The sequence below is a fragment of the Paenibacillus alkaliterrae genome, from assembly GCF_021532375.1.
Lineage (GTDB): Bacteria > Bacillota > Bacilli > Paenibacillales > Paenibacillaceae > Pristimantibacillus > Pristimantibacillus alkaliterrae.
Map to the genome: position 1 here is coordinate 41,306 of NZ_JAKGAP010000022.1, position 16,798 is coordinate 58,103.

The 16,798-nt window shown below is 50.7% G+C and carries 16 protein-coding genes and 1 pseudogene; all 17 read left to right on the forward strand.

Annotated elements, in window-relative coordinates:
• Positions 1–19: 19 nt before the first annotated feature.
• The 17 genes and pseudogenes from L1N85_RS11135 (at position 20) to L1N85_RS11205 (ending at position 16,750) form a co-directional block, all read left to right on the forward strand.
• The gene (locus L1N85_RS11135; protein WP_235237778.1) at positions 20–931 is read left to right on the forward strand and encodes an ABC transporter permease; all 912 of its coding nucleotides are present in this window, start codon (positions 20–22) and stop codon (positions 929–931) included.
• 13 nt (positions 932–944) lie between these two features.
• On the forward strand, positions 945–1,841 hold the full coding sequence (locus L1N85_RS11140) for a carbohydrate ABC transporter permease (RefSeq protein ID WP_235237781.1): 897 nt from the start codon (positions 945–947) through the stop codon (positions 1,839–1,841).
• A gap of 54 nt (positions 1,842–1,895) precedes the next feature.
• Complete coding sequence (locus L1N85_RS11145; protein ID WP_235237785.1) at positions 1,896–3,584, forward strand: extracellular solute-binding protein; 1,689 nt, start codon at positions 1,896–1,898, stop codon at positions 3,582–3,584.
• Between the two features lie 99 nt (positions 3,585–3,683).
• Positions 3,684–3,791: pseudogene (locus tag L1N85_RS27880) on the forward strand (glutaminase domain-containing protein); the annotation flags it as partial.
• 17 nt (positions 3,792–3,808) lie between these two features.
• Complete coding sequence (locus tag L1N85_RS27885; RefSeq protein WP_407946361.1) at positions 3,809–3,907, forward strand: hypothetical protein; 99 nt, start codon at positions 3,809–3,811, stop codon at positions 3,905–3,907.
• A 51-nt stretch (positions 3,908–3,958) separates the two neighbouring features.
• Entirely contained in the window at positions 3,959–4,954 is a 996-nt protein-coding gene (locus L1N85_RS11150) for a Gfo/Idh/MocA family protein (protein WP_235237792.1), read from the forward strand.
• A complete protein-coding gene (locus tag L1N85_RS11155; protein WP_235237793.1) occupies positions 4,951–5,820 on the forward strand; it encodes a sugar phosphate isomerase/epimerase family protein in 870 nt (289 codons plus the stop codon). The genes L1N85_RS11150 and L1N85_RS11155 overlap by 4 nt, the downstream gene beginning before the upstream one ends.
• Before the next feature lie 62 nt (positions 5,821–5,882).
• Positions 5,883–8,069: a hypothetical protein gene (locus L1N85_RS11160; RefSeq protein ID WP_235237795.1), complete on the forward strand. Its 2,187-nt coding sequence runs from the start codon at positions 5,883–5,885 to the stop codon at positions 8,067–8,069.
• A gap of 226 nt (positions 8,070–8,295) precedes the next feature.
• Positions 8,296–9,534 (forward strand): LolA family protein, encoded by a 1,239-nt coding sequence (locus L1N85_RS11165; RefSeq protein WP_235237798.1) that lies wholly within the window; start codon positions 8,296–8,298, stop codon positions 9,532–9,534.
• A 148-nt stretch (positions 9,535–9,682) separates the two neighbouring features.
• Positions 9,683–10,870 carry an alanine racemase gene (alr, locus tag L1N85_RS11170; RefSeq protein WP_235237803.1) on the forward strand — a complete coding sequence of 396 codons (1,188 nt, stop codon included), beginning with the start codon at positions 9,683–9,685 and terminating at the stop codon, positions 10,868–10,870.
• A 227-nt stretch (positions 10,871–11,097) separates the two neighbouring features.
• Complete coding sequence (locus L1N85_RS11175) at positions 11,098–11,379, forward strand: CopG family ribbon-helix-helix protein (protein WP_028609437.1); 282 nt, start codon at positions 11,098–11,100, stop codon at positions 11,377–11,379.
• A 3-nt stretch (positions 11,380–11,382) separates the two neighbouring features.
• Positions 11,383–11,733: a type II toxin-antitoxin system PemK/MazF family toxin gene (locus L1N85_RS11180; RefSeq protein ID WP_028609438.1), complete on the forward strand. Its 351-nt coding sequence runs from the start codon at positions 11,383–11,385 to the stop codon at positions 11,731–11,733.
• 244 nt (positions 11,734–11,977) lie between these two features.
• Entirely contained in the window at positions 11,978–12,703 is a 726-nt protein-coding gene (locus tag L1N85_RS11185; RefSeq protein WP_235237807.1) for an SAF domain-containing protein, read from the forward strand.
• Positions 12,700–13,548 carry a P-loop NTPase family protein gene (locus L1N85_RS11190; protein ID WP_235237809.1) on the forward strand — a complete coding sequence of 283 codons (849 nt, stop codon included), beginning with the start codon at positions 12,700–12,702 and terminating at the stop codon, positions 13,546–13,548. The genes L1N85_RS11185 and L1N85_RS11190 overlap by 4 nt, the downstream gene beginning before the upstream one ends.
• Positions 13,545–14,918 (forward strand): ATPase, T2SS/T4P/T4SS family, encoded by a 1,374-nt coding sequence (locus tag L1N85_RS11195; protein WP_235237810.1) that lies wholly within the window; start codon positions 13,545–13,547, stop codon positions 14,916–14,918. The genes L1N85_RS11190 and L1N85_RS11195 overlap by 4 nt, the downstream gene beginning before the upstream one ends.
• On the forward strand, positions 14,911–15,846 hold the full coding sequence (locus L1N85_RS11200) for a hypothetical protein (RefSeq protein WP_235237812.1): 936 nt from the start codon (positions 14,911–14,913) through the stop codon (positions 15,844–15,846). The genes L1N85_RS11195 and L1N85_RS11200 overlap by 8 nt, the downstream gene beginning before the upstream one ends.
• 13 nt (positions 15,847–15,859) lie before the next feature.
• Positions 15,860–16,750 (forward strand): hypothetical protein, encoded by an 891-nt coding sequence (locus tag L1N85_RS11205; protein WP_235237817.1) that lies wholly within the window; start codon positions 15,860–15,862, stop codon positions 16,748–16,750.
• The last annotated feature ends 48 nt before the right edge of the window (positions 16,751–16,798 follow it).

Genomic DNA, 16,798 nt, shown 5'->3' on the forward strand with positions numbered 1-16,798 from the left:
CAAGAAGGAGGTGGGGGATGTGACAATATCCCTGCAATGGAAGCGAATCTGGCGGCATAAATTGTTCTACCTGTTTATGCTGCCGGGCATTATTTGGTTTTTTCTCTTCTCTTACGTCCCGCTCTTCGGCATCCAGGTAGCATTCCGTGACTTCATGTACTCAGGTGGCTTTACGGGAAGCCCCTGGGCCGGACTTAAATACTTCAAGCAGTTCTTCTCTTACTATCAGTCATTCGAAATCATCCGCAACACGATCATTATCAGCCTAATGAAGCTTCTAATCGGATTTTCCATGCCCATTATATTGTCTATTATTTTAAATGAGGTTCGTAACGTTAAATTCAAGAAAACGGTGCAAACGCTTTCGTATTTACCTTATTTCGTCTCTTGGATCGTCGTCGTAACGTTGATGCAGAGGCTTCTGACGCCTTATGGAGGTCCGCTCAACGATCTGATTTCCTCCTTCGGAATGGAGCCTATCCAGTTTCTGAACAACACGACTTGGTTCTATCAAATTATAGTTGGTTCGGATATTTGGAAAAACATTGGATGGAACTCTATCATTTATATGGCGGCAATCGCCGGCATCGATCAACAACAGTACGAAGCGGCAAAGATCGACGGCGCCAGCCGCTTTCGCCAAATGTGGCATGTCACGCTTCCGGGTATCCGCAATATCGCCGTCATTCTGTTTATTCTCTCGGTCGGCAGCTTGATGAGCGCCGGTTTCGAGCAGCTGCTGCTTCTAAACGGACCGGCTACGGCCGCTATCGGCAGCGTACTGGATGTACATGTTATCAACGCGGGTATCGGTGAAGGCCGGTTGAGCTATGCCGCGGCTGTCGGTTTGTTCCAGAGCGTCATTGCGCTCATTCTCATATTGACAGTCAACCGGATTGCACGCAAAGTCAGCGACGTATCCCTGTTCTAAGGAGAGATTTGTTATGGCGAAGCGCCAATTTTCCGTTTTTAACTGTTTGAATTATATCTTTTTGACGCTGTTCGGTCTATCGATGATCTATCCGTTCATTTACATCCTTGTTTACTCGCTAAACGACGGTAAAGATTCCATGATGGGTGCTTTGTACTTCTTTCCGCGTAAATTTACGCTGGACAATTACGCTGAGGTGTTCGACAACGCCCGCATCTGGCAATCTTACAAAATTACGCTGTTTCGCACGCTGCTAGGCACGTTCCTGCATGTGGCGTTATGCACACTTATGGCCTATGCCCTTTCGAAGAAGTCGCTGCCGGGACGCACATTTTTTACGTTTTACATTTTTTTGCCGACGATCTTCAGCGCTGGCTTCATTCCGTACTTCATCACTTTGCAAAAGCTGCATCTGATTAACAGCTTCTGGGTGTACGTCATTCCAATGCTGTTCAACTTCATGCATATCGTCATTCTCCGTACGTTCCTGCAGGGCATTCCGGAGGAACTGGAGGAATCGGCCCGTATAGACGGATATGGGGATTTCCAAATTTTCATCCGGATTATTTTGCCGCTGTCGGGTCCCGTTCTTGCGACTATCGCACTGTTCATTGGGGTTTCTCACTGGAATGATTGGTTCTCCGGTGCTTACTACGTGTCTAACAAAGATCTTATTCCTGTTCAGACGCTGCTTCAGGAAATGCTGACGGAGGCAGAAGCCCTTTCCTCCTCCATGCAGCGGGCGGCGCAGCAGGGCGGTCAGACGGTCAACGTCAATATCGAGGGGGCCACGCCGGAATCACTCCGGATGGCGCTGCTTGTTATCACGGTTTTCCCGATCTTATGTATTTATCCGTTTTTGCAGCGGTACTTTGTAAAGGGCGTCATGATTGGATCGGTCAAAGGATAAGCGTCTCTAATCGGGACTTTATCATATTTAATTACAGTTCACGGGAGGGTTTTTATGAAGAACAAAAGAGTAAAAAGCACTTCGTTATTGCTGGCGGTCGTTCTGATAGCGGTAACGCTGTTTGGCTGCAGCGGCAACAACAACAACGGTGGATCCGGCAGCGGTAATGTTCCTTCCGACAACAATGGCACATCGAACAGCGGCACATCACAAAAAGAAGTGAAACTCAAAGTCCTTCACAACTGGAACGGCTCGACCGGCGCCGACGTCGATATGACAGCCGTTGCGGAGGTCATCAAAGAGAAAACCGGCGTAACCGTGGAATGGGAATATACGAAAGGCAGCGAGGTTGAGAAGCTGAATACCATCTTCGCGACGCAGGATCTGCCAGACATCTATACCGGTCCGGCATGGGGCGGCGAACTGGACGGCATTATCAAAGCGGCTAAGGAGGATCAACTCGTCGATCTAACCGATAAGCTGGATAAATATCCGAACCTCGCCAAAGCTATTGCGAAAGAAAACGTGCCTCCTGCGCTTTATGAGAAAGCGTTCGACGCTTACGGCGGCAAGCAATTCTTGCTTTACCAAAACCATCCTGCGACACCTGAGGATGCCATGGATTGGTTGTACGGCTTCTATGTTCGGAAGGATATCGCCGAGAAGATAGGGGTCGATCCGCAATCCGTCAAAACGAAGGACGATCTGTACAGCTTCCTGCAGAAGATCAAGGACGCTGGTCTGGAAGAGAACGGAATGCCAGTCATTCCGCTAGGCGGCTTCCACAACGGTTGGGCCGTTGGAATCGGCAATACGATGTTCTATGGCTCCGGTTATGTCGACAAAGGAGACGGCACATTAGAAAACAGCTTCTTCACGAAAGCTTATGAAGACTATACGTTATACTATCGCAAGCTGCTCGCTGAAGGGCTGCTCGATCCTGAAACGTTCACCCAAACGGCCCCGATTGCAAACGAGAAAATCAAGCAGGGCCGCATAGCCGTGCTGGCTGCGCACTATCCGGCCATTCTCGACGCATCCAAGGACTATGTGAAAGCGCATCCAGGCTCTGACTATGTTCCGGTCGGACCGCTAGAGCGCGCAGGCGCCGAATCGGACCGTCCAGCCGATCTTTCCATTCAAGGCAACAACGTAACCGTTATTATGAAAAAATCCAAAAACGTAGATGCAGCGCTACGTCTGTTAGAATATCTCGCGTCCGATGAAGGTTTTCTGCTCGTGCGTTATGGCGTGCAGGGCGTACACTGGGACATGGAGAACGGCAAACCGGCCGCAAAGAAGGAATGGTTTGATAAATTTACGGCTGACACGACCGGCAAGCTGAAGAAAAACGAAGGCATCGGCATTGGCTTTGAATCCATGTCCGGTCAGGATCGAATCAACTCCGTCGGCAGTGGAGACATTTGGTCCGATCAGGATCGTCTCGCCGCAATGGAGAGCGCCCGCAAAATACTTCGTCCGAACGGTATCAGCGTCATTTCGGCATACAATCCTGGAGATGTCATGATGAAGTCGCCGCAGTGGGAAATGCTGAAGCCGTCCATGGATAAAATAGGTGACGTATGGCAAGTAGCGATTTTCGCGAAATCCGATGAAGCGGCGCTTAAGGTAATAAACGACCTTCGCGAGCAGATGAATAAGACAGGTTATCCGGAAGCGATCCAATTCGTGAACGACAACCTTAAAGGCAAAGAAGCAGTCATGTTTGGAATGCCGAACTGATTCAGCTATAGGGGGAGCGTCTTTGCTCTCCCTTTTTATTATCGATTGAACAATTATTTTGATAGGCAAGCGATTGCGGCACATAAGCTGGTTAGTGATGAAAACGGGGATCCGGCCAATCAACTGTGCACAGATGATTTTGCCGGCCATTTGGCGCATAACGCCAACCTTTCCAACAAAGCGATCATCGGTATCGGCGCCTATTCCATCATTGGTATGATACGATCTCCGGCAAGCAGTTAAACTTTCAGAACCGGCCGGTCGTCGGCGGACTTTTTATTCAATTATTAAATTCCAATAAAAGTGGAGCGCTCAAGTGGTAATAGGTTTATTCCCAGGATTTGCACAATATTTGATTATGGGAGGCAATAAGTATGAGTAAAATTCGCGTGGGCTTGATTGGTACGGGAGGGATTGCCGGCTTGCATGCCAGACAGCTGCTGGAGCTGCCGGAAGTGCAGATAACGGCTGTGTCTGATACAAGCGTTTCGAACAGGGAGAAATTCGTAGAGAAGTTCAGCTTGAGTGAAGCGGACCAATTTTCCGATTATCAAGAAATGCTGGAGCAAGCAGATTTAGATGCGGTAGTTATTTGTTCGCCGCATACGCTGCATTTTCAACAAGCAAATAATGTGTTAAACAGCGGTCTGCATGTGTTGATTGAGAAACCGATGACATGCTCATCCGCGGAGGCGGAGTTGTTGATCAAGACGGCTGAGCAAGCGGGTAAGATCATGCAAGTATCCTATCAGCGGCATTTTCAACCTGAATTCTTATATATTCGCGATGCCATCGCAAGCGGGGAGATCGGTAAGCTCACTTCGATTACTGCTTCCCTCTACCAGGAATGGAGACAGGGAACACCTGGTTCATGGCGTCAAGATCCAGCATTATCCGGAGGCGGCTTCTTAATGGATTCCGGCAGCCATATTATCGACGTTCTGCTTTGGACATCAGGTCTTACCCCCGTGGAGGTAAAGCCCCAGCTGCATATGCATGGAGCAGCAGTTGAAATCGATACCTTCACTTCCATTCGCTTCGCGGAAGGAGCCGTTGCCGGCTTAAACCTAGTCGGTTACTCGCCGTGCTGGCATGAAACCTTTGTATTCTGCGGAGAGAACGGCGGGATCTTCTATGACAACGGTAAAATCACGTTACGTCGTTTAGGACAAGAAGCGATCGTACCGGAGCTTCCGGTACAGACCACCAATCAGGATAAAAGCTTTATTGATGCCATTCTTGGGCGTCATGAAGTGCTCGTACCTGGTGAATTCGCGCTCAAAGTCGTCAAGCTTTCGGAAATGATTTACCATGCTGCCAGCTATGTTCCGGATGCAGCACTTGAGGCGGAGGAGGAGCAAACAGCATGAACGTTCAAATAGGTATGCGTATCCCGCCCAAGATTGGGGCGGAAGGAATTATCAAAACGGCTGAATGGGCGGCTAGTGCCGGTCTGGATATCTTGGACGTCTCTAATTTGACCCCTGAAGTGAAGGGCGCGTGCGAACATGCCGGTATCGGCATCGGATCTATCGATGCGCATCATACATCGCAGCTGTTAAGCCGCGATGAAGCGCGCCGCGCGGATGCAGTGGAAGCCACGAAGCGACAAATGACCAGTATCTCCGAATTAGGCGGAAGGGTGCTGTTCATGTGCTTGGTACCGGAAGATCATACACTTCCTCGCAGGGAAGGGTTCGCTATCTTTAAGGAAACGTTCCCGGAGATCGTCCGTCATGCGGAGCAGTCGGGCATCTATATGGCCATAGAGGGTTGGCCGGGACCGGCGCCGTATTATCCAACGCTTGGATGCACGCCGGAAATGTGGAGAGCGATGTTCGAAGCCATTCCGTCGAAGCATTTTGGTCTGAACTATGATCCATCGCATCTCGTGCGTCTTGGAATCGATTATATCCGAGCACTTACGGAGTTTGGTGACCGAATCAACCACTGTCACGGAAAGGATACGGAGATTCTTCATGACGAGCTGTATGAATGTGGCGTTATTCCTGCGACATTCGGTGAGAAATACGGTTTCTCCGAAGGATCCTGGCGTTATACGATTCCTGGACATGGTGAAGTGGAATGGGGCAAGGTGGCCGTTCGCCTTGATCGTCTCGGCTATAAGGGAGCGGTAAGCATTGAGCTTGAGGATCACCGTTACTGGGGATCGCTTGAAGCAGAGCGACAAGGTATCGTGAAAGCGGCCGAGCATCTGACGAGATATTTTAAATGAGAGTGATAACTTATGGCGGGATCGGAATAGACAGATTATTGAATTAAAGGAGGTTTCTTGAATTGAACAAGGCAACGAAAGCGCGGTCCGAATGGACCGGATTTCAGGAGTCGCGGCCATATGGGCCGAAGTACGATTTGCGGACTGATTTTGTTATGGTTTACGGCATTTCAAAGGATTTGCCGCAGCGTATCGAAGGCTGGAAGAAGGCCGGTTACACGATCCATCTCATGACGGGTATCTCATGGGGCGAATATCAGGACTATTTATATGGCCGGTTCGATGGTCGCAATCATTGGGATGAAGCCCAGACGGATCGAAAAGGCAATCATCTGCTCCACGGCAAGGACGTGCCTTACATGGTGCCAACCATTTCATTTGCCGAATATTTGGCGTCTCATATCAAACGGGCGATCGACTGCGGCGCCGAAGCTATCCATTTGGAGGAGCCGGAGTTTTGGGCAGCTTCGGGGTATTCGGATGCATTCAAGCGGGAGTGGTTGAATTATTACGGGGAGGACTGGATTCCTCCCCACTCTTCTCCGGATGCTCAATACCGGGCGTCTAAACTGAAGGCAGCCATGTATTACCGGGCACTCGACCGGCTTTGCAGCCAAATGAAGGAATATTCGCTTGTCACCTATGGAAGGACCGTACGCTTTTACGTACCTACCCATAGCCTCATTAATTATACGCAGTGGCGTATTATAAGCCCTGAGGCGCTGCTCGTTTCCATGCCGGGCTGCGACGGCTTTATCGCCCAGATCTGGACGGGGACGGCGCGTACGCCTAACGTATACAAAGGCTTGCGCCGGGAACGGACCTTCGAAACGGCGTATTTGGAATACGGAATTATGCAGGAGCTCACGCGCGGAACAGGCAGGGAAATGTGGTTTCTTCATGATCCGATCGAAGATAACCCCGGCTACAGCTGGAGCGATTACCGCAAAAATTACCGTTCAACCGTCGTTGCCTCCCTCCTGCATCCCGAGGTCAAGCGATACGAGGTCTGTCCTTGGCCGCGCCGTGTGTTCGAGGGCAGCTATCCTAAGGAGAATGGGCAAGGTAAAGAAACGATTCCGGGAGACTACGCGACCGTCCTGCTTACCGTCATGAATGTGCTGCGGGATATGCATCATCACGAGGAAGAGGTCGAAGGAGATGCGTATACGTCGGGGATCGGCCTCTGCCTTTCCAATTCTGCCATGTATCAGCGAGGGGACGTTGTACCGGAAGAGGACAGACAAGGCGATGCTTTCAAATATGACGGCACCACGACGACCGAGGGGCTGACTTCCGGGCAGCAGGAGGTGCTCGATTGGTCTGCGTTCTACGGCTTAGCGCTGCCGCTCGTGAAGAGCGGCATTCCGCTCCGCCCGGTGCAGCTCGACAACATTATGACCTTTCCCGGATATATAGAGGGCTACAGGGTACTGCTGCTCAGCTATGAATTCATGAAGCCGGAGCATCCGGGCATCCATCAAGCGGTTGGACAATGGGTGAGGGAAGGCGGCGTTCTGATCTATGTGGGGGACGGCTCCGACCCGTTCCACTCCGTTCGGGAATGGTGGAACCGCAAGGAAGGACACCGGACTTATGAGCGGCCCGAGGAGCATCTATTCGAATCGTTAGGGCTGAGCAGGAATCCGGAGGATGGCGAGCATACAGTAGGCAGCGGTGCTGTTCTTATCCACCGGGTGAACCCGGCAGTACTGTCTCGTTCGAGCGCCGGCGCAGAGCAAATAAGGGACACGGTGCGGCGGGCGCTTGAAATTCGCGGCGAAGCAGGCGATTACAAGGAGAGCAGCCTGCTTCAAATTAAGCGCGGTCCTTATTTGATCACCCATGTGCTTGACGAGTCGGAAACGGCAAAGCCGGTATTCCTGCAAGGTCTATTCCTTGATTTGTTCGAGGCCGACCTTCCCGTCCGGCAGTCTGCCTTGCTGAAACCGGGTGAGGATAGCCTGCTTTATGATTTGAACCATTCCGTTCAGGAGCATCGCGTTCCCGGCATCCTTGTCAGTTCGTCGCGAATCCGTGACGAACTGACGGAGAAGACGAGACTGTCTTTTGTATCGGAGTCTCCGCAGGATACGGTCGTCAGCACGCGAATACGCGTTGCGGGCGAACCTCGCAGTGTGAAGGCCGGAGGCGCTGCGGCGGAATTCCGCTATGATCCCGTATCGGGAACGGTACTGCTCCGATATTCTGGAGTGCCGAAGGGTATAAACATAATCGTGGAGTGGTGACAGTGCTTCTCTTGGAAATGCCGGCAGCGGAAGATGCCGGCATTTCTATATATTGTAAGGTTTCGATCCGGATCCCAGCTGCGGAATAAACGGTCCGGATGACCATTCCCTTTTTGCTCGAATGCCGCTTTGCCTAAGCTTGTCAAACTAGTCCGCATAATTGGTCAAGTCCCCTCATAGACATGTTATCAGCCAGTAAAAAACATTGTGCAGAGGGGATGATTACATGCGTCGCATTACATGGACCGCGGCAGTTTTGTTATGTTTCTCATTAGTACTAGCCGCTTGCGGAACGAAGGACGCCGAGTCCGTGGTTAAGGATCTCGACAAGCATGTCAACAACATGGAAAGCTATCAAGGAAGCGGGACGATGACGCTTCACACGAGTCAGCAGCCACTCGAATACAAAGTCGAGGTTTCCTATCAGAAGCCGCAATATTACCGCATCAAGCTAACGAATGAAGAGAAGGACATTACACAAATCGTGCTTCGCAATGACGACGGAGTATTCGTTCTCACTCCGAAGCTGAATAAAGTGTTCCGCTTCCAAAGCGATTGGCCGCAAAACCAAGGACAGGTGTACCTGTACCAAACGTTAGTTCAAAGCATTTTGGTGGATAACTCACGCGAGTTCGTAATCGACGAGGATGCTTATGTATTTGACGTCATGGCCAACTACAACAACGGCTCATTGGCCCGTCAAAAAATTTGGCTAAATAAATCCGATTACAAGCCGGTGCAGGTTGAGGTCAGCGATGCGAACGCAGCGGTTATGGTCGAGGTGAAATTTGATACATTCGAATTCGGGCGGAAATTTGAAAAGTCGGTGTTCGAGACGGAGGCTAATATGAAGGCGGAGCCTTCCAGCCAATCGACCGAAGAGCCGACAATGGCGCAGCCGGAGCAAGAAGGCGATGATGCGGCTGCGGGCAATGCATCCGGCAATGAGGCAGGTAATGCAGCCGACGATGGCGACGACAATGCTGCAGCGCCTGGCGACGAAGCGGATGCAAGCGAAGACGAGCAAGGGAATGACAGCGCGGTAGACGGCGACGATCAATCTGACGAAAGCGGCAATGACAACGCTGGCGACGATGCTTCTGCAGGCGCCGGGAAAGAGACAAGCGCTGAATTCACAGCTATGAAGCCGTCTTATCTTCCTGACGGAGTAGCGGAGCTGGACATGATTGACATTGTGTTTGGCGGTAATCCCGGCCAGATGACTCGTTACGAGGGCGATTACAGCTATACGCTGATCCAAACGCAGCCGAAGGACCAAGCGGCATCGTTAACGGATGGAATGATGGTTGATTTGGGCTTTACGATCGGTATGCTAAGCGGCGAAGATCAACTGACGCTTACTTGGATACATGAAGGAAATCAATTCCGTCTCATAAGCGCAAATCTTCCTGAATCCGAGATGATAAAGGTTGCGCAATCGGTACAGGGCGAAATAGGGAAATAAAGCTGGAAAACAGCCGAATTTCCAAGACGTACTAGCCATTTCCGGGGCTCCTTTCATTGACAGTCTTAGCGGCAGCGTTTAACATTATTTCTATTGATGTTTGCTGCTCGGACTGTTATGGCTGCCAGATAAGGAGAAGGTGAACGGCTTGGATTCGTTTTATCGCCCGACAAGGGTTGAAATATCATTAGATGCGCTTAAACGTAATTTGCAGGCATTTCGTAACGCAATGCCAGACGGCTGCAGGCTTATGGCCTCGGTCAAGGCGAATGCTTACGGGCATGGCGCAGTAGAGATAGCGCGCGAGGCGGAGCGCTTCGGCGTTGAATATTTTGGAGTCGCTTTTTTAGATGAAGCACTTCAATTGCGGAAGGCAGGCATCCAAACCCCGATCCTTGTGCTTGGTTTCGTGGCCGCGGATGCCTTGCCTGTCGCAAGGGACAACAATGTGACGATCAGCTTGTTCCGGGAGGATATCATCGAGGCAGCCGCAAAGCTGCCTAACGATTCTGCCGGACGCAGGCTTAAGGTGCATATCAAGATCGATTCCGGCATGGGACGATTGGGCGTACTGGGACAAGAATCGGCGGAAGCCTTTATTGAGAAGGCGCTAAACGTGCCTCAGCTTGAGGTCGAAGGGATGTTTACCCATTATGCCCGCGCAGATGAGGCGGACAAAAGCTACACGAAGCTGCAATACGACAGATTTCAAAGCATTGTCGCTTATGTGAAGCGGCAGAACTTATCGATTCCGATTATCCACGCTGCCAACAGCGCTGCCGGTATCGATACGCCTGAATGGGCAGGCGGCATGCTGCGGCTTGGAATTAGCATGTACGGTTTATATCCTTCTGCCGAAGTGAATCGTCAGCGCATAGAGCTTGAGCCCGTAATGACCCTTAAGACTGAGGTTGTTATGGTCAAAACCGCGCCGGCCGGCTGGGGAATCAGCTATGGCTCACGTTATGTGACAGAAGGCGAAGAACGTATAGGAACACTGCCGATCGGTTATGCGGACGGCTTCAGCAGAATGCTTACCGGCAAAGCGAACGGACTTGTGCGCGGTGTCAAAGTGCCGATTCGCGGTACAATTTGCATGGATCAATGTATGATTTCGCTCGATTTTGCCGTTGCGGGAGCGAATGCAGCGCCCGTAGAGCCTGGCGAGGAGGTTGTACTCATCGGACGTCAGGGCAATGCGGTCATTACGGTTGAAGAAGTGGCGCAGCAGCTTGGTACCATTAACTACGAAGTCACCTGCATGTTAGCGGCCCGCGTTCCTCGTTTATATGTAAACGGCGGCCGTACGTCAGCCGTTTACAACCCTTTAGTCTAAACTTAGCTTTTATTGGTAATTGTTTCAAATTACATTTTTTCGTAAATGAAGAGGAATTTCGCTAATAATCACGAATTTAGTAAGGCAGAGCATCTATAGAGGCTATACATGAAAACATACAGCATATTTGATATACGGCGATCATAGATATGTTGAAGTATAGCGACGGCAATATTATGTCATAATGTGTATTAGGGTTTTGGAAAAGTTTTGGGGGTGCGAGTTCGGTGGCCAATGTACAAAATACCAAGAGGATCATGATAAGCCTGCCAGATCATTTGCTGGAGGAGGTTGACGGGATTGTTGCCAAGGAAAACTCCAACCGCAGCGAATTTATTCGGCAAGCCATGAAGCTGTATCTGGTGGAGCGTAAAAAACGTCAAATCCGGGAATCCATGCAGCGCGGGTATATGGAAATGGCGAAAATTAACCTGAACATGGCCTCGGAAGCTTTTCAAGCGGAGGAAGAAGCAGACCATACGTTAGGCCGTCTCGTTAGCGGGGTGTAGAGCTTGATCGTAAAACGCGGAGATGTGTTTTTTGCGGATTTATCGCCAGTCGTCGGATCGGAGCAGGGCGGAGTTCGCCCCGTGCTGGTCATTCAGAATGATATCGGAAATCGTTTCAGTCCGACGGTTATCGTGGCTGCTATCACGGCTCAAATCCAGAAAGCGAAGCTGCCTACCCATGTGGAGATGGATGCCGCCGCTCACGGGTTCGATCGCGATTCGGTTGTGCTGCTTGAACAAATTCGGACGATCGACAAGCAAAGGCTGACCGATAAAATTACGCATCTTGACGACGAAACAATGCGTAAGGTTGACGATGCTTTGTTAATCAGCGTAGGATTAATCGATTTTTAAAGATGTGGGCTGTTTGGCAGAATGAAGGAGCTGTCCTTTATGCTAAATGGCTTTTTTGTCGGGATTAACCGAAATTTGATGAATTTAGGAAAAAATGATAGACAAATGAAAGCACTATTTGCTATTATGTACTCAATTAGCAGTTGAAATTATATACGAGAGCATTACATTGCGAAGAACGCATGCGGAACAGCCTGAGAGGGCTGCCGATGCGTTCTTTTTTTATGCTCGGAGAGGAGTGGCGATGAACAGAAGAAGGAATGTATACATCAGCTTAACGGCTGCAGTGCTGTCAGGATGTCTCGTTTATGGCATGTATAAGCTGCAGCGCATACAGATCGAGCGGGAGGGAACGGTCGCGGTGCTAGTGCCAAAGCGCTTCATTGCGGCGGGTGAGCGGCTTACGGAGGGGGATCTGGCGTACAAGTCGGTACCGAATGCCGCATTTGTTCCGGAAATGATTTTGAAGAAGAGCCAAGCGGCAGGGAAGGAAACGATCATACCGCTGGGTAAAGACGAGCCCATTTTGTCATGGAAGGTAGACCGGTATCTGCTGCAGCCTAAGCGCTCCGAATCGACCTTCCAAATTCCCAAGGAGTATATTCGTTCTATTTCGAACGGCATTAGAGCGGGGGATAGGGTGCTGTTGTACGTGTCTGGCGACGCTTCCCCCTCCAAACGGCTATTCGAGGAGGCCGTCATTGTCGCCTCGGTGAAGACTTCGGGAAACGTGGAGATCGACAATATGGAAAATCCTAATATCTTGTCGCTGGCCGACGGCAACAAAGAGCAGATGTACGCTTCCAGACGGGATGCGAACGGGATGATCGACTATCTGAATTTAAATTTAACGGAAGCGCAATGGCTGCAGCTCGACAGTTTGTGCAAAAACGGGGAACAAATGCTGGTCGTTGCTTATAGTCCGGAATCATTGGACTTCCATACGGATGGGGAGGCTGATAAGCCGTGAACGGAGCAGCCGCGCCACTCACCGCTTTTATTGGTACAACTCCCAATATAGGTACGACGGCAGCAGCTTTCGCGACAGCGTATCGCATAGCCGAAGCCACCGGCAAATCGATCGGATATTTATGCCTCAATCTCAAGAGCGCCAAGATCCACCGGTATATCGGCGTCGATGAGCCTGCGGTTACGCTGGATAAGCTTCGCCCGGAGCTCCGGTCTTATACCTTAACGCCGGACAAGCTGCGCAGAGCTGCCTATCCCGTTAATAGGCAGCCTAATTTACAAGTGTTGTTCGGTAATTTATTGCGGGATCAAGCCGAATTTTTCACCCCTGAGGAAGCAGAGCATTTGCTTACAGTCGCTGAGCAAGCCTTCTCTTTCGTCGTGTTGGACCTTGGCGCTTATTGGGACAATGCGGCGACGATATGCTCGATAAGGAGAGCAAGCACGCGAGTTCTCGTTACGACTTCAGCGCTCTCCCACTTTGGGGAGGACGGGCGGCGTTGGATTGGACAAGTATCGCCGCTATTCGGTGTTTCCCGCGAGCAGTACGTTTCGGTTTTGATTAAAAATCCTTGGAGGAGCGGAGGTTTTCAGATGAAGCATATTTGCAAAGAGCTTGGAACGGAAGCGCTTGGACAATTTCAAATGAGCGAGCCGTTATTCAGCCATTTAGACAATGGAACTTATGCCGATTGGCTCGGCACCGCCGATGAGGGCAAACAAGCGATGCGCGCTCCTGCGAAAGCGATTATGCAACGCCACGGCATTCGCAGCATGGCCTCGACTATTGCAGTTCAGCCCTGGTACCGCAAGCTGATGACCCATCGCAACGGGACAAGCTCATGATTGCGAGGGAGAGTCGGTTTTCTCCTTCGGAATTCGCGTCGCAGATGAAGTCGGAGCAGGTAAAACGCGAAGGGGATGAAGCAGCGCCATACCTGGCAGAGGCTGCGGGAGGCAGATTTGCCAGGCTTACGGATGATATTAGAACATACTTAAGCGCTCCGCATGGACTGAGTGAGGATGAACGCAGGCAGTACGGTGAGACGTTGAATCGCGCAGTGCTTGGTTATACGCAGGAGCGGGAGCAGGTGCTTGCCGTTATTACGGATCGTTTGATCAGGCTTCGCATTCATGGCGCTGCCAATGTTGAGCATCCTTATCAGACGCTTGCGGAAGCGTTGTTCGCAGAGGTTATCGGTCTTAATGTACTTGAGTTAGTTCTTGCTGACAAGGAAGGACTGGAAGAGATACAAGTGGTCGGCGAACAAATCTTCCTCGTCAAGGACGGTGTGACGGTTCTTTCGGATTATCGGTTTGAAAACGTACGCGAGGTGGAGCGCATTCAGCAAAACCTCGTGCTCTACAATAATGACCGTATAAATCCGCGCAAGCGCTGGGCAGAAGTGATGCTGCGAGACGGCTCCCGCGTTACGATGACCGGCTTCGGCTTCACGGCTAGCCCGACCTTGACGATTCGGTTCTACACGGTGCGGAGCTTTAGTCTCGATACCTTAGGATCTCCCGCTTACAGGACCATAAGCGCGCGAGTGCAAAGCCTGCTGAGAGCCATTTTAGCCGCAAGATTTAATATCGTCATTATCGGTCCGACGAACTCGGGAAAAACGAATTTGATGAAGGCTTTAATCGCCGAACTTCCGGATGAGGAGAGAATCATTACGATCGAGAGCAGATTCGAAATGATGCTGGGGCGCGATTTTCCAACAAAAAACGTGGTCGAGTACGAAACGGAAGAGGATGATCCGCAGCATCGTTCAGATCAGGCCTTTAAGCTGGCCTTAAGGCAATCTCCGCAGCGCATCATTCATGCCGAGATCCGGGATGTGGATGCTAACATCTACGTGCGGGCCTGCACGAGAGGTCACTCCGGTAGCATGACTACCGTGCACGCCAATAGGCTTGAAGATGTGCCGGAAGCAATAACGGATATGTGCATGCTTGACGGCCGGGGAATGAATGCGGAGCGATTAACCAAGCGGATTACGCAATATGTGACGGAGGTCGGCATTGAAATGAGCTATTTGAACGGTCGAAGAGTCGTCAGCCGGATAGGCGAACTGCTATGGCAGGAAGGACAGACTTTCGTTATGGATTGGGCGGTATTTGATGCGCAGCTTGACGAATGGAGCTTTCCTTCACAGCCATCCCCGAAAACTTCTGTCCGAATGGCAGCGAAGGGTGACGGTAATGAATAAGCTTTCAATAGCTGCTGCGGCGACCTTGCTTTTCTGCTTGATATTTATTGCGTTATATCACCTTTTCTTCATTTGGTCGCGGGAGCGGCAGCTCATCGGCAAGCTAACCTACCGGACGAAGATTGGTTGGAAATATCGGCTGAAGGAGCGTTTCAAACGATATGAAAGGCTGAATCGGCATTTGTCTGAATTGTTGGAAGCTCTTCAATTAAAAGTGACGCCCGGCGCCTTCGCATATGTGTCTGGCTTGCTTCTGCTCGCAGGAATCGCCGCGGGCGGACTATTCTTTCAAAGCGTAAAGGGGACGCTGCTATTCGGCATGCTGCTTGGCGCGATGCCCTATACAATCGTTAGAGCCATGCTCGTACATCGACGTATGCAGACGCAAATGGATTTTTTACCGGCGGTAGAGCTGTTTTATCAATGTTATATCGTCACCGGAGAACGTCAGGTCCGGATCGCGCTGCAGCGTACGGTGGAGGAGCGGCGATTGCTTGGACCGATGCAAACCGTGTTCGAGCAGCTTTACCGTAACCTTTCAGTGCGCGGTGACGACGATGCGAGCTTGCGTCTGCTGTCCGCATCGCTAGGGCATTTATGGGCGGATTATTTCGTCAATATTTTAAGGGTAGCGCTTGTGGAGGGCGTGACTATAACCGAAAGTCTGAAGGAGCTTCTGACGGATATGCGCAAGGCAAGAAGAGCGAATGAGCAGGAAAGAAACCGGCTATTGGAGATTCGGGTAGCTAACTTCTCGCCGCTCTTGTTTCTCGCCATCTATATCGGAATCAACCTTAGATATAACAAGGAGAATTCCTATTATTATTATGTGGTCGACCCGCAGGGACGTGACATGCTGCTTAATGCGATGGTTCTCATTTTTGCTTCTTTTCTTATGGGACTCTGGCTGTCACGCAAAAAAATGTGAAAGGAGGACATAAATGCACGAGTGGACGGAAGGCTTCATCGGGATAGCCGTGACGATCGGCCAGTATGTGTTTGGGGTGGCCGCTATTTATGCCATTCTTCAATTGCTGCCGAGACGCACCACGAGATGGAAGCATTTGGCCCTATTAGGCTGGCGTACAAGGCAGGCTCCGGAGCAATGGCTGCGACTGTTTCGGGTAGAACGACACGGACCTTCATTTTTGGAGCGAGAGCTGCTCCTTGCCAGCTGCGGCATCACGGCGGACGCTGCATGGTATGTTATCGCCAGGAGGCTTCTCATAGCTGCTATCATGCTGTCTGTTATTTTCATGGTTCTTCTGTATGAGCGCTTAAACGCACTCCTGCCGATATCCTTCATTGGTCCCGGCTTGCTGCTCGCGATGTTTATTGTATATATCGACTTGGTATGGCTGCGGTCAATAAGCAAAATGCGCGCGCTGCAAATAACCAAAGAAATATTCGTCGTAAGCAATCAGCTTCTCTATCTCTCGGACTCCTCGCTCCATATCCATGCGAAGCTGCTTCGCTGCTTGCCGTTTACGCGAGCCATGCGCGATGATTTGGAGCGGCTGCTCGCCGAATGGTATCATGACGCGGGTGCGGCGCTGCAGCGTTTTAAACTAAGACTCGGTACCGATGAGGCGCTTAGCTTCGTCGAGACGCTCGATGCGCTCCGGATGCACGAAAGTCTGCAGTATTACGACCTGCTTCGAGCGAGGATCGGAGATTACAAGGAGAAGATTGAGCTGGCTAAAGAAAGCAGGAAGGAATCAGCCTCATACTTTTTATTTGTTATAGCGGGCATTCCGATTTTGTATACCTTTCAGGTATTTATTTATCCATGGGTAAGAGAAGGGCAGAAGCTGTTTCAGTCGCTTAACTGAATGGAAGTTAATACGGGAAGGAGGTGAAGGCATGCGTAATATTTTGAT